The organism is Chryseobacterium sp. CCNWLW53 (assembly GCF_037083525.1).
Taxonomy (GTDB): domain Bacteria; phylum Bacteroidota; class Bacteroidia; order Flavobacteriales; family Weeksellaceae; genus Chryseobacterium; species Chryseobacterium lathyri.
The window spans coordinates 289,627-303,288 of sequence record NZ_JBAOJR010000004.1 but is presented as its reverse complement, the minus strand read 5'-3'; the positions used below and the strand labels follow the sequence as shown (position 1 = coordinate 303,288).

Here is a 13,662-nt window from a genome sequence, read left to right as displayed (position 1 = left end):
AGATTTTTATGATTTAACAAGGATTATGTAAATTTTTATATTTATCAAATTTAGGTTTAGTAATTTCATTTCTTCCATTTTGAAGATTAGCTTTGCCTCCGTTTTTGTCAATATAATGCTGTTCCCAAACAGACGCTTCATAAGGGTCCCAATTTCCGCTTGCAACCTCACGGATTTTGTATTTCTTCCCCCAGTCTTTTTTATGGTTACCTTTCTTTTTACCTTCTGCTACATGTTCTTTAAAACGGTCTGCCACATTCGTTTTATCTGTTTGTCCCACATATACTGTTTTTCCTGTTTTGGGATCGTAAACTTCATAGATTTTGGTAGGCTTTTTAACAGTACTTTCAAATTTAGAAGGTTTATTATCATTATGAACAAGTATGCCTTGGTTTCCAACAAAATAATTGTGATTATTCTCAACTTCTATATTAAAAGTAGATAATTCCACATCTTTTTGATAATCAATTTTTTTAACTAAGATATTGTTTAATGACAAGGATTTTAAAATCATATCTGTTTTTAATTCCTTTGCCGTAATCCACTTACTTTCATCTTCAATCCAGAAAAGGTGTTTAAATGTTGCGCTGATTATTTCTTTATCTGTAGTAATCTTAATAAATTTATCAGTCCAGTTGTTGTAGATACGGGTTACTTTATTTTTAGTTGTTACATTATTTATTTTATCATAACAAAATACAATATCACCAATCTGAATATTTTCAATAGGAATCAAACCGTCAATTGTATGAACAAAAGTTCCTGCTAAGAAACAAGGGGCAGTAGTGCCTAAATCATCATATCCTAATTTCGCCCATCGTTCAGCTGCCTCTTTTGCTGCTTGTTCAGCTGCTTCAGCTGCTAATTCATCTGCGTCTTTTGTGATAACCTTAGCAATATCCCCACCTTCTTTTTTGGCTAGCTGTTCCATGGTTTCCGCAATTCCTCTTTTGGCTCCAGCTTCTACTACATCATCTGCTCCTTTTTTTACACCTTGCTCTACAGCTTCCTCTGCAACATTTTTAACGGTTTGTTCTACAACCGCTTCACCTCCCTCTTTTAGAACTGTTTTTCCTGCAGTTGCAGCTAATGAAGTTCCCCCAGAATATACCGCAGCTACTGCATCCGGAATAAACTCTCCCACGGTTGTGCCTATCTTTCTTGGATTTTCAGCTACCCAGCCTGCAGCATCTTTGGTGCCTTCCCACGCTGCGTTTCCTGCATTTGCCCAGTTTTGTCCGTCACTGGCCCAGTTCCAGGCTCCTTCAGCGGCATTGCTCCAGTTGTCTCCCTTGCTGGCCCAGTCCCATGCATTTCCGACCCCTTCGGTAGCTGCGTTCCATCCGTCACTTACCATTCCGCCCAATGCTTCAGCAGTGCCTACGGGATCCTGGCCAACCTGATAAAGTGTTTCACCTAAGCCAACTACACCATTTACAGCTCCTTCTACCAGCCCTGTCCCCAGATCACTGAACCAGTCTCCGACACCTGTTACGGGCTTCATCCAGTCCGGAAGCATCTGGTCCCGCATTTCCCGACCTTTTTTGTTTTGCTCGGCGATCCAGTCAAAACCTTCCTTGATATAGTCGGAAGGCATTTTTCCTTCTCCGACGCCATATGATACGGCAGCTGCTCTATCAAAGAAGATGTTGATCTTTCCACCAAATATACAATTACAGAAAGAATCTTCCAATAGCATCCGGCTTCCATTTATCTTTACCCCATCCTTTGGCGCTTGCCATCCAGTAAGAATGGTTGGTAGACAAGAAGCTCCTGTTGCCCATTTCAAAGGGTTGGTACAAAGTCCCATAGGTTTGATATTGAAAAAAGGAAGAAAATCCAGTTCCGAAGCCATGGGAACACTGTATATGGTAGTGTTTTTATTGTTGCTTACCCGCAGGGTAGAGGGGCTTGTTCCTTTGTCGCAAGCTAAAAAGGCACCTTCAGGTACGTATTTTTTTGCCATAATGCGATGATTTAGATGTTAATTTTATCTGAGCTCAGGGTTACATTTTTCAATCTTCTGAAACTATTTTCCAGTTTATTAAGGTTTTCCCGGGTCTCCAGAAAAATCTTACCCGGAACTTTCAACAGCTCCGAAACTTTACAGTTACTGACAGAGCATATATATTGTCCGTCTGCATATACATGCCATTCTCTGGCAGCCGGAGCCTCCAGGATCTTCTCATCATCGAAGAGAAGATAGTAGCGGTCATTCTGGAATACAATATCAAGCAGGGGAATGGTCATGGGCTGCAGCTTTTAAAATGTTTTTTTCTTCACGGTATAATGTGCCGGGAATCTGTGCCAGGCTCATACACATACTCTGTTCAGACCACGGCCACTCTTCCAGGAGATAGCGTTCTATATAATTAAGCTGCAGGAGAGTCGGCACACGGGGACGGTTCTTTAAAACACGGATCATGGCGGTTACTTTATCCTGTTCAAAATTATCTTCATCTATGCTTCCTTTCACATCAATCTGGTACCTGCCGTCTTCTAATTCTGAAATTGTTTCTTCTGTAGTAATAGGGACGCTCTTGGTAGCAATAAAGTTGGGAAGCTCACGGTATCCGTTGATGATCTCGTTTTTTTTGAACTCCTTGAAATGAATGCCGGGAAATAACAATTGATAAGGCATTGCGAAACGGAGAGCTTCTGCCAGGCGCTCGCCATCTTCCAAAAGTTCTTCTACACCTTTGATGAAAATTTCACGGTATTGCTCACTTCGATGTTTCAGGATAGTTTTAGGCTTTATTTCCAGCCATTTATTCTGTACCTCAGTTAAGTTGATGATCTTTCCAAGCTGTCCGTTTTCATTGAGGGTGCATACTATTTTTTCTCTCAGCTGATGCAGGTCTCCGACCCATTTGTACATACCGTCTTTATTGGATTGCTTATACAATGGCATTTCAACGGTAAAAACAGGCTTTTCATTTTCAATAGAAGTTAGGGTGACTTTTAGCTCAGCTTCAATATAGTTTTCATTTCTGAGTCCCTGAAATTGATATCTTTCTTCTCTGAGAAAGGTATAATTACGATATTCGCCCTTGTTTTCTATATTAACCTGCATAATTATCCTTTATTGATTTCCACATCAGCCCCCTTGATATTGGTAGGTCCTGAAGATGAGGTATTAATTTTGGCGGCATTGGCATTGATGTCACTATCAATCTTAATTCCAGGATTGGCAGCAGCTTTTCCTAACTCTGTAGTCGTTTTTCCTATGACTTTCACATTGAGACCTTCTATGGTGATATCTCCTCCCGTAGTCATGGTTATGGAGCTGCTTCCGGTTTTAATGGTAATGGTTGTGTCGCATTCCAGAGTGATTTTTCCGCTATTATCCATTTTAAGCATAGAATTGGCTCCTCCGCCTTCTTTTCCTCCTACGTTAATAGAACTTACACTTCCAACATTTACCGTATTATTATTCCCAACTGTTACTGTTTTATCATTATTGGCATTGGTCATTGCATTTCCGGCTCCATCAAATTTCATATTGGCTCCTCCCTGATCGGTCAGAAACACAGATCCTGCACCATCATCCAGTTCCAATTTATTACCGCTTCGGCTGCTCAGGCTTTTAACATTATTGTTTTGTCCGCCTCCTCCGCCAACACCTCCATGAAACATTCCTCCCATTACAAAGGGACGGTCCGGATGCTGGTGTACAAAATTGACAACCACCTGATCTCCAACTTCAGGAATAGCCATAAAACCACGGTTTTTACTTACTTTATCGCTTCCGCCCGCATCAGGAGTCATAACGCGGATAAACTCAGTGGTATCCTGCCCGTTCTGCCAGTCGAACTGAACTTGAATCCTGCCTTGGTTAAGAGGGTCAGTATTTGAAATAACTTTGGCGAACTGAGGTTCTGCTTTAGGCATCTCAAATTCAGGCCGTGGCATGTATCCGGTATCTGCTGCTATTGCTTCAAAATTTCCGGTGTAATGACCTCTTGCATCTACCTCGTGGCTGATCCCTGTGATCATAAGCTTGGTAAAATAGGCGGTCTGGTTGGTTTCAGATTTCCGCATTTCTACATCCGCGGTACATCCAGGATATAAAAACGGAACAGAAGTACTTCCGGATGTGATAAACACGTCTACAGCTTTACTTCCTGCTGTACCTTTCTGTGAAGCATCAATATCTATAAAAGTAGATGCTTTGATGGGAGCTACCCTTAATGAAGGGGTTGTGAAAGTTGCTTTGGATATTTCATAGGCTCGTTTCGCAATATCTGACTGATGATTTATTTTTGAACTTCCTGTTGTGAGCTTTTCATTTTTGCTGCTGTTATAGCCGTAAAAAACAGGGTTTACATGCTGGGCTCTCATTTTGATCTTAATATCATGTACGCTGCTTCCGTATACCAATTGTACCGGCTTTTCCTGTGGAGGCAGTTTTCCGAAATGAAGAACCTCACCATCATAATAAAACTGTTCCCCGTAAGCTTCTGCTATTCTTGCGAGATAATTGTAGTGGGTTTCTTCATATTGAGAGCTGTAAGAAACATTTCCGTGCTGGGAATCTACTCTGAAATCAAATTTATTGGAACCAAGTCCTTCTTTAATCACCCAATCTGCAATGCTGTTCAGGCTGATCTCTTTGGCACCACCGAAACTCTGAATGTGCGGGGCAGCATCCAGAAGTACAGTAGGGCTGTTTCCGGTAAGTACAATATTTCCCAAACTGCCTTTTTCCTGGCTGAACCCTACTTCCGTAATCACCCCTACAAAGTTTCGTTCAGGACTTTCTTCTACGTCTTTATATTTAAATACTACTGTGATCCTCTTGCCCAGAAAGTTTTGTGCCTGTTCCAGGTTATGATTTTCTGCCCCTCCCAAAGCATCATGAGCGAGCATAAGATTGAATTCATGATGTTTAACAGCACTTTGGGTGAGTTTAAAATGCTTGAAATGCTTAATTATTTTTCCTTCAATAATGATTTCAAGTTTAACCACACGATTGATCCCTAAAAGCTCACTTTTCGGAATTGATCCGGCATTGAATATTTTAGAAGTGGGTTGCTCGTTCCAAATTTTATTTTCAGAAACCAAAGCTGTATTAGGTTGTGTAGCTTTGTTCATGAAATTATCGGTATAGGAGAGTGCCTGCCCGGCTGTCTGTACCGTTTTTTTTATTTTTTCAACTTTTTTTTCAGCTTTATTAACTGGGTCTGGATCTGCGGGTTTTATACTGTCCAGATCTTTTTTAGATTTTGGAATCTGGTTTTTTGATGATTTGCTGTCCTGGAACATAACATATTTTTTCTGGTTAATGTATGTAACAACAGTCTGGCATGCCGGACTGCATAATGGTTGTTCTTATTACTCACTACAGATCAAAATACTGTCTTGTTAATGTCAACAGAATAGTATCTTTTGTGAGGGAATTATCGTTCTGCTTTCACCTGATGCCGGGAATGGATCCCTGTATATTTTTAAGTTTTAAAATATAATTAATATTTAGTTTTAATGAATTTAATATTCTGAATTACAGTTTTGTAATGATGATATTAAAATCACATCCACGTGAAACAAATATAAGAAGCAAAGACATAATGAGGAAAAAAATGGAAGGCTATTTTTCTTTTTGTCGTAGTTTTACTACTAACAGTTGTTAGGCTCAAAATGAGACAAAAAAGAACCTATAGATACATGGGCTGTACGGAAAGAAAAGCACAAATTAAATACAGCTGAAGAAAGGCTGATTTTAGATTTTAAGAATATAATGCAATGAAAATTGCGGACAGCATAAATTGATTTAATTTTGCCAATGTTCTGCTTATTAAAAGGAAGAAGATTTAAATCCTTAATGCATATACTTGAAAATTTATGAAGAAAATAGGAATTATAGGTTGCGGCTGGCTGGGATCAAGGATTGCTGATTCAATGTCCGGACAGTATAAAATATATGCTACCACCACTACAAAAAACAAAGCTGATGAGCTGTCTTCTAAAGGATTTAATACTTCTGTCGCCAGCTTCCCGGATTTTCAGCTGGAAGAAAAGGTTATTCCGTGGACTGAGATTAAAGACATAGATGTTCTCATTATCACTATTCCGATTTCCGGTAAAAGCTGCTGTGCAAGTTCGTTATACAACAGGGTTCAGCATTTATTTTCATTTATCGACGATTTTAAAGGTCAGATATTTGTGATGAGTTCTACCGGTGTCTATCCGGATATTCCTGGTGAATATGCAGAAGAAAATCTTTCATCAGATCATGTTCAGGGAGAGCGAATGATCAAAGGTAAATATCCGCAGATAAATATCTTGAGATTAGCAGGATTGATGGGAGATAACCGGCTTCTGAAAAATTATAATATCTCAAACCTGGAAGCACCGGTGAATCATATTCACTATGAAGATATCTGTAGAGTAATTGAAAAAATGATCGAAACAGGATCAGACGGAAAACTGTACAATGTAACGGCTCCAGAACATCCGTCGAAAGCCCAGGTGATCAATGCTCAGCAAAATTTAAAATCCTCTGAAGAAACAGTGACAATAGGTGAGGGGAAAATAATCCTGTCTTCAAAGCTGATTTCAGAATTGGATTTTATATTTAAATATCCGGATCCGAGAGCATTTCACTTAAATACTTCTTTACTCTAAGAAAACTTAGATGAAATAAAAAATCTGCTTAATTGGCTCAATCTGCGAGAGAAAAACCGCTTGCAGATTGAGCCAATTAAGCAGATCTTGCTATAATTTAAGCTAAACCTTATAGATTTTTAAAACCTATAAGGTTTGATTTTAAGGATAAAAACGTGAGTTATTTTACTTGATAATTCTTTCCAGTACCCAATCAATAAGGTTCTTTTCAGAAGCATGGTGGTCTGCAGAAAATTCTCCACGTCTTCTGTTGGCAATAACGTTATTCACTGTAATGGCTTTGTGGCCTAATAGTTTTGAAAGAGCATAGATCGCTGAAGTTTCCATTTCAAAATTAGTTACTCCAAGGTCATTCAATGTTTCCAGGAACTTATCATCAACTGCTTTTAAACGCAGCTGTCTTCCCTGAGGAGCGTAGAATCCTGGGAAAGTAGCCGTATTCCCGTGGTATTTGGCATCTTTATAATAGTCTCCCATTTCTTCTGCCCAGTCTGAGAAATAAAGCATAGGTTTGATCTTCTCATACGGGAATTTTTCCATGAAACTTTTGGAAAACTCATTCTCGAAGCTGTAGTCTTGATAAAAATGCATCAGTCCGTCCAGACCTACAACATTTTGGGTTACAAGCATATTATCAACCTGTACGTCCGGATTTACACTTCCACAGGTTCCCATACGGAAAAGTTCAAGGGCTTTATGATCAGTTTTAAACTCCTTGTTTTTAAGGTCGATATTCACCAGGGCATCAAGCTCGTTCATCACGATATCAATATTCTCTGTTCCGATACCTGTAGACATTACGGTAATTCTTTCTCCGCGAAGTGTTCCGGTATGGGTATAGAACTCCCTTTTGTTTTTTTTGATTTCTACTTTGTCAAAATATTTTGAAACTTTTGCCACTCTGTCCGGATCTCCCACAAGGATGATCTTATCAGCAATATCTTCAGGTAAAAGATTTAAGTGGTATACACTTCCATCGTCATTCAGCACCAGTTCTGAGGCAGCAAGTTTATTTAGCATAATTTATATTTTTTATTTTTTAATTAATGAATATAGCTTCTTTGTAAGGCGATCCGGCAAGATCATAGATCGTATCATATTCTTCTACGATTCTTTTCTGTCCCTGGAAAATCTCATAGACCGTAATGATGGTTTTTTCAAAATTTTTCGGATCCTTTCTTTGGGTTGTAATTTCATAGAGTTTATCTCCTTTTTTTAGAACAGAAACCATTTCCTCCTTGGTTGAATTGTTAGAGTCCATCATTCCCGGAAAATCCATAACAATATCCTTGAGGTCAGTATAGTTCTTGTAAGGTTTTGTTACACCATTTGAATATACATAAACATTTGGAACTTGTTTGCCTTCTTCCAGGCGTACCAGATAATAATCATTGCCTTTTTTCTCTGCGTACACGGCCATTTCCTTCTTTTTTTGTGAAAATGCACAAATGGAAAGGAAACTCGCCGCAAAAGCAAATAATACTTTTGTTTTCATAATAATATCTTGTTTTTAATTTGCTGAAATGATGTTATAAATCCTCTCCCAATATCTTTCGTCATCTTTTTTGAAGCGGCCTATAGAAATCAGCCGTTCTTAAGTATAATGAATTTGATTTCGGGGTTTAAAATTAATAAAAATATTTCTATAAGAAACTGCCGTTTGTAGATTTTTACGCTTTTAAAATAGCCTTGCTGGATTTTAAATTTGTGTTAAAACTAGCCCTTGATATAATTATGTGGTCAAAACATAAACATTTTTTAATCTGCCGTTAAAGTTGCGATAATATCGGAACGGTACTTTTGCCGCTAAAAATTAATGAGATTATACCCGCTGCTAGCTGTGATTGTGTTGATAGGTTTTGCTGTCATGTCTTTTAATCCGATTGATAAGGGAGAAGAAAATGAAAATACCTTTGTCAATAAAGGTTTGTCGGATTTTAAAAACAGGCTTGACCAGCTGAAATCAGACGTATACGAATTCTCAGAGGATCAAATCTCTCTTGAAGAGCTTAGAAATTCCTTAAGGGGGACAAGAAATTCGTTTAAAGAAATCGAATTTTTTATCGCCTATCATTATCCGGAATTCACAAAAACTCATCTTAATGCCGCTCCGCTGTTTCATATAGAAGCTGCGGGAACTTCTGCCTATACACTGCCACCGGAAGGACTCCAGGTTCTGGATGAGCTGATCTTTTCCGATGAAGCAGGAGATGAAAAGGAGAAGATCAAAACGATTACGGATTTTCTGTACAATTCCTATTCAAGCTTTTATCTGAGTACCATAAAGAACGGTTTAAGCCGCGGAAACAATAAAACGCTGCCACTAAGGATAGAACTGATAAGAATTTATACATTGGGAATTACAGGCTTTGATACACCAGGTTCCCTGAATGTTTCAGAGGAAGCCGGCCATGCTTTTACCGGAATAAAAAAATACATTAATGACGATGTGTATTTTAAAAACTATAATGTTCAGAAAGCCAACAAGATCCTTAATGAAGGAATCAATTATGTCACTGTGAATAAAGATTTTGAAAATTTTGACAGAATTGAGTTTTATAAAAAATACATTCAGCTTCTGTATGAGGAATTCGGAAAATGGGACGGAAGGGCAGATGATCTAAAAGAATTTTCCGGTTGGAACGTAAAGAGTAAAAACCTTTTCAGCAGTGATTTTCTGGATCCGTATTTCTACACATTGCTGCAATCTACTGAAGATAGTAATGAGCTTCGCCGTTTAGGGAAATCTATTTTCTATGACCAGAATTTGAGTCAAAACGGTAAAATGAGCTGTGCGATCTGTCATCTTCAGGAAAATGCTTTTACGGACCTTAAAGTAAAGTCCCAGAGCAATGTGGAAGGTAAAACAGTTCTGAGAAATTCTCCGTCTTTATACAATGCTGTTTTTGCCAAAAGGTTTTTCTATGATCTGCGGGCATTTTACCTTGAACAACAGGCAGAACATGTAATCTACAATGGTGATGAGTTTAATACCAGCTATGAAGACATCATCAAAAAACTGAGAACAAAGCCTGAGTACAAAAGAGCTTTCCGTGCTGCTTTTCAAAATGGTAAAATAAATAAAGAAAATTTTTCCAAAGCTTTAAGCTCTTATGTTTCATCCCTGTATTCTTTTGACAGTGATTTCGATCGTTTTATGAGAAATGAAAAAGATGTTTCCGAAGATGTAAAAAAAGGATATAATCTGTTTATGGGAAAGGCCAATTGCGCAACATGTCATTTTGCACCACATTTTTCGGGTCTTGTGCCGCCGTTCTTTAATGAAAATGAATCAGAAGTTTTAGGGGTCACTACAAAACCCATCCATCAGCTTCCTATTCAGTTGGATCAGGATCTTGGAAGAGGCAACAGCCCTGTGAAAAAAGAGAAATCATGGATCTATGATTACTCTTTCAAAACCGTTACGATAAGAAATATTGCTCTTACCAAACCCTACTTCCATAACGGAGCTTTCAATACTCTGGAAGAAGTTATGGACTTCTATAACGAAGGTGGAGGAGAAGGCCTCGGTTTAAAGATGAAAAATCAAACGCTGCCACCGGATAAACTGGAACTTACAAAAACAGAGATCAAGCAGGTCATTGCTTTCCTGAATTCACTGACCGATATTAGTAAGGCTAGATGAGTTGGAGAGTTTGAGAGTGGGAGTGTTGGAGGTTTAAATGAATTTGGATATAAGATTTATTATCTGCAACTACTTTTACTAAAGGATGAACTTTGAATAATATTACTATTGAGTTTTACACTTCCAACACTCCCACTCTCAAACTCAAATATTTAACAATTATTTAATTCCCTTAACATTGGGTTATAAATTAATTAATATTCTCCAGTCTATATTTAAACTCCTATTAACAGAGGTACCTCGCCAAAAAAATAGCTTTGCAGAGTCTAATAAATCAATTAAAATGAAGAGAAAATTACTTACAATTGCGGCGCTGGCTATGGTGGCTGGTTTTAGTGCACAGGCACAGACCTTTTTATTCAACAAGAACTCGTCCTGGAGCTATAAGGATAACAACCAGGCTCTGGCAGATTCATGGAAAGATCAGACATTTGATGTTTCAACATGGACCGCAGGGAACGGACCTCTGGGTTATGGAGATCCTGTAACCACTACCATCAGTTCAGGTCTTACAACTGCTTATTTTGCTAAAGATTTCACCGTAGACTTGTTAACCCTTTCAGATAATATGGAATTAGGAGTAATGAGAGACGACGGAATCGTTGTTTATCTTAACGGAGTTGAGGTAGTGAGAGATAATATGCCAACAGGGGCTATTGCTTTCAATACACCTTCCAGTACAACAATTGACGGGGCTGCAGAAAGCGTTTATAATATCTTTTCTATTCCAAAAGCTCAATTTGTAAACGGAACCAACAGGATCTCTATAGAACTTCACAACAGAACCGCGGCCAGCTCAGACCTTAGAATTGATGCTTATTTAAAGACAACAGCTACTGTTACGCCACCTCCTGCATGTACAGGAACGCACATCAGCTGTTTTACTTCTATTGTTCCTACGGCACAAACCAATAAACTGATCATTCCGACTGAACATAAATACCAGCTTATCTTAAAAGAAGGTGACAGTTACACCGAAGGAGGTGGAATGGTAGGAGGTCAGAATGACTTTACTGCCTATGTTGCCAAGACAGGAAGCAGCACGAACGGATACCTTTCTGTAAACCATGAAACCAATCCTGGAGGGGTTACGATGGCTGAGGTTAACTACAATTCTTCCACAAAACTTTGGCAGCTGACAAGATCAAGAGCAGTAAGTTTCTCCGATCCAAGTTTGGTTCAGACGATCAGAAACTGTTCAGGTGGAGTTACTCCTTGGGGAACTGTTGTTACTGCCGAAGAATCTGTTACTTCCAATGACGTAAACAGTGATGGCTACAAAGATTACGGATGGTTAGTGGAAATTGATCCGGCCACAGCGCAGGTTATTTCCAAAAATACAGACGGATCCAAAGGAAAGCTTTGGCAGATGGGAATTATGAACCACGAAAATGTAGTGGTAAATAATGCAGGAACTACAGCCTATTATGGAGAAGACGGGGGAACCCATATGGTCTATAAATATGTAATGGATACTCCAAATGATCTTTCTTCTGGAAACCTTTATGTATTAAAGCTTGATCAGGGATTAAGTACTTCAGGAGATCCTGTGGGAACTACAGCTACATGGGTTCAGGTTCCAAATAAAATAAAAGCGGATCAGAATAATACAACTGCACTTGCCCAGTCTTTAGGAGGAACAAGATTTAACGGAGTGGAAGATGTAGACATCAGCCCTTTAGACGGAAAAATTTATTTTACAGCAAAAGGATTGGATAAAATATACCGTCTGCAGGATAACGGAGCAACTGCTTCCCAGGTAGAAACTTTTGCAGGAGGTGCTTCTACAGCATATTCTTTTAACACTCCTCAGGGAATGAAATCTGAAGCATGGGGCGATGGAAATGACAACCTTACTTTTGACGAACTTGGAAACCTTTGGGTTCTTCAGGATGGTGGAAAAAACTACATCTGGGTAATCGCTCCGGATCATACACAGGCTAATCCTAAAGTGAGACTTTTTGCTTCTATGCCTGCAGGATCAGAACCTACAGGACTGACATTCACACCGGATCATAAATTTGGTTTCTTCTCGATTCAGCATCCTGATTCTACGATTTCTACGGATATTGACGCTACAGGAAATACAATTGATTACAGAGGGAAATCAGCTACAGTTGTTATTGCTTTAAAACAAAACTTAGGAACAGCTGGTGCATTGGGGACTGTTGAAAGTCATAATGCTGAAAATACCGTTGAGGTAGCTCCGAATCCTACTTCAGGAATTGTTAAAATCAACTCACCAAAAGGATTGAAAGACATTTCTGTAACAGCATACAGCCTGGATGGAAAGATCGTTTATACGAAGAAATTCAGCGGAGTTAACAGATCATTGGATCTTGACTTTACGCATCAGCTTGAAGGATCCCGCATTCTGGTTCTGAATATCGAAGCAGAAGGAGGTTTCCAGAAAACTGTGAAGCTAGTAAAAAAGTAAATTATTAATACTCATTTCGGGCGGCGGCTTTGCCGCCGCCCGAAATTTATCTCTATGAAAAAGCTTGTTCTATTGATTTCTGTTTTCTCTCTCTGTCTTGCAAAGGCACAGATAGATCCTGTGAAATATCCTACATTTACCAGTATTGATGAAGCGCTGACCAGTAAAAAAACGGTTTACAGTATGAGTTTCAGAGAAAAGGGACTTTTCAACCTGCCTCCTCAAATTTCAAAGCTGGAATCCTTATTTTTCCTTAATATCATGGGAAATAAGCTTGAAAAAATGGATCAGGAAATCTTTGCATTAACGAAGCTGGAGATCTTAAATGTGAATGAAAACAGCATCAAATATATTCCAGACGAAATTGGAAACCTGAAAAAGCTGAACACATTCTCCATGAATCTTAACGGCCTGACAAGCATTAACCCCAACGTTGCAAAACTTCAGAATTTAAAAGCAGTACATTTTGATGCCAATAACCTGAATATTTTTCCCGAAGCCCTGATGGAAATACCGGCTTTGGAAGAAATTAACCTTCAGGGAAACCAGATCAGTATCATTGCGGACCGTTTATACAGAATAAAAAATCTAAAATTTTTGAATTTATCTGAAAACCAGATTAATGATTTGGGGAATCTTTCTTTCCCTAAATATTTAAAATATCTTGAATTGCAGCAGAATGCTATTGTAAAATTGCCGGAAAACCTGTTCAGGGCTCAGAATCTTGAATTTTTGAACGTAAGCAGCAATCATATCACAGAAATATCCCCTAAAATAAAAGGACTGAAAAATATTGTCAGTATGAATCTTGCCAATAATAATCTGAAAGATATTCCCGAAGAAATAGGGCAGTTGAAAAAACTGAAAACCCTTATCCTGACAGGAAATCCTATAGAAAAAACTAAGATTGAACGATTGAAAAGCCTGATGCCGGAAACCCAGATCTATTTCTAGA

At 38.6% G+C, this 13,662-nt stretch carries 10 protein-coding genes; 4 read left to right on the top strand and 6 right to left on the bottom strand.

Annotation, left to right across the window (positions count from 1 at the left end; translation table 11 throughout):
• Positions 1–13: 13 nt before the first annotated feature.
• The 4 genes from V6R96_RS14585 to V6R96_RS14570 are packed head-to-tail and all read right to left on the bottom strand — an operon-like array spanning position 14 to position 5,265.
• Positions 14–1,966, bottom strand: a complete 1,953-nt coding sequence (locus V6R96_RS14585; protein ID WP_336379354.1) for a PAAR-like protein — start codon at positions 1,964–1,966, stop codon at positions 14–16.
• A gap of 11 nt (positions 1,967–1,977) precedes the next feature.
• Positions 1,978–2,250: a hypothetical protein gene (locus tag V6R96_RS14580; protein ID WP_111953022.1), complete on the bottom strand. Its 273-nt coding sequence runs from the start codon at positions 2,248–2,250 to the stop codon at positions 1,978–1,980.
• Positions 2,231–3,073: a hypothetical protein gene (locus V6R96_RS14575; RefSeq protein WP_336379355.1), complete on the bottom strand. Its 843-nt coding sequence runs from the start codon at positions 3,071–3,073 to the stop codon at positions 2,231–2,233. Before V6R96_RS14575 ends, V6R96_RS14580 begins: the two co-directional genes overlap by 20 nt.
• A 2-nt stretch (positions 3,074–3,075) precedes the next feature.
• The gene (locus V6R96_RS14570; RefSeq protein WP_336379356.1) at positions 3,076–5,265 is read right to left on the bottom strand and encodes a phage baseplate assembly protein V; all 2,190 of its coding nucleotides are present in this window, start codon (positions 5,263–5,265) and stop codon (positions 3,076–3,078) included.
• A gap of 576 nt (positions 5,266–5,841) precedes the next feature.
• Between V6R96_RS14570 and V6R96_RS14565 the strand changes: the two genes are divergently transcribed.
• Positions 5,842–6,624: a hypothetical protein gene (locus tag V6R96_RS14565; protein WP_336379357.1), complete on the top strand. Its 783-nt coding sequence runs from the start codon at positions 5,842–5,844 to the stop codon at positions 6,622–6,624.
• A 165-nt stretch (positions 6,625–6,789) separates the two neighbouring features.
• Here V6R96_RS14565 and V6R96_RS14560 read toward each other — a convergent pair whose 3' ends face one another.
• Both V6R96_RS14560 and V6R96_RS14555 read right to left on the bottom strand, forming a co-directional pair.
• Positions 6,790–7,644: a nucleoside phosphorylase gene (locus V6R96_RS14560; protein WP_223559675.1), complete on the bottom strand. Its 855-nt coding sequence runs from the start codon at positions 7,642–7,644 to the stop codon at positions 6,790–6,792.
• 19 nt (positions 7,645–7,663) lie between these two features.
• Positions 7,664–8,119, bottom strand: a complete 456-nt coding sequence (locus tag V6R96_RS14555; protein ID WP_223559674.1) for a hypothetical protein — start codon at positions 8,117–8,119, stop codon at positions 7,664–7,666.
• Between the two features lie 321 nt (positions 8,120–8,440).
• Here V6R96_RS14555 and V6R96_RS14550 point away from each other — a divergent pair, with 321 nt between their 5' ends.
• The 3 genes from V6R96_RS14550 to V6R96_RS14540 all read left to right on the top strand — a co-directional run bounded on the left by V6R96_RS14550 (position 8,441) and on the right by V6R96_RS14540 (position 13,661).
• Positions 8,441–10,270 (top strand): cytochrome c peroxidase, encoded by a 1,830-nt coding sequence (locus V6R96_RS14550; RefSeq protein WP_336379358.1) that lies wholly within the window; start codon positions 8,441–8,443, stop codon positions 10,268–10,270.
• Positions 10,271–10,553: 283 nt separating this feature from the next.
• Positions 10,554–12,707: an alkaline phosphatase PhoX gene (locus V6R96_RS14545; RefSeq protein WP_336379359.1), complete on the top strand. Its 2,154-nt coding sequence runs from the start codon at positions 10,554–10,556 to the stop codon at positions 12,705–12,707.
• Positions 12,708–12,761: 54 nt separating this feature from the next.
• Positions 12,762–13,661, top strand: a complete 900-nt coding sequence (locus V6R96_RS14540) for a leucine-rich repeat domain-containing protein (RefSeq protein WP_336379360.1) — start codon at positions 12,762–12,764, stop codon at positions 13,659–13,661.
• The last annotated feature ends 1 nt before the right edge of the window (position 13,662 follow it).

Excerpts from the sequence above, each read along its gene's own strand:
- V6R96_RS14540 (WP_336379360.1), top strand. The coding sequence starts at position 12,762 with ATGAAAAAGCTTGTTCTATTGATTTCTGTTTTCTCTCTCTGTCTTGCA.
- V6R96_RS14560 (WP_223559675.1), bottom strand. The coding sequence starts at position 7,644 with ATGCTAAATAAACTTGCTGCCTCAGAACTGGTGCTGAATGACGATGGA.
- V6R96_RS14570 (WP_336379356.1), bottom strand. The coding sequence starts at position 5,265 with ATGTTCCAGGACAGCAAATCATCAAAAAACCAGATTCCAAAATCTAAA.
- V6R96_RS14545 (WP_336379359.1), top strand. The coding sequence starts at position 10,554 with ATGAAGAGAAAATTACTTACAATTGCGGCGCTGGCTATGGTGGCTGGT.
- V6R96_RS14550 (WP_336379358.1), top strand. The coding sequence starts at position 8,441 with ATGAGATTATACCCGCTGCTAGCTGTGATTGTGTTGATAGGTTTTGCT.
- V6R96_RS14555 (WP_223559674.1), bottom strand. The coding sequence starts at position 8,119 with ATGAAAACAAAAGTATTATTTGCTTTTGCGGCGAGTTTCCTTTCCATT.
- V6R96_RS14575 (WP_336379355.1), bottom strand. The coding sequence starts at position 3,073 with ATGCAGGTTAATATAGAAAACAAGGGCGAATATCGTAATTATACCTTT.
- V6R96_RS14585 (WP_336379354.1), bottom strand. The coding sequence starts at position 1,966 with ATGGCAAAAAAATACGTACCTGAAGGTGCCTTTTTAGCTTGCGACAAA.
- V6R96_RS14565 (WP_336379357.1), top strand. The coding sequence starts at position 5,842 with ATGAAGAAAATAGGAATTATAGGTTGCGGCTGGCTGGGATCAAGGATT.
- V6R96_RS14580 (WP_111953022.1), bottom strand. The coding sequence starts at position 2,250 with ATGACCATTCCCCTGCTTGATATTGTATTCCAGAATGACCGCTACTAT.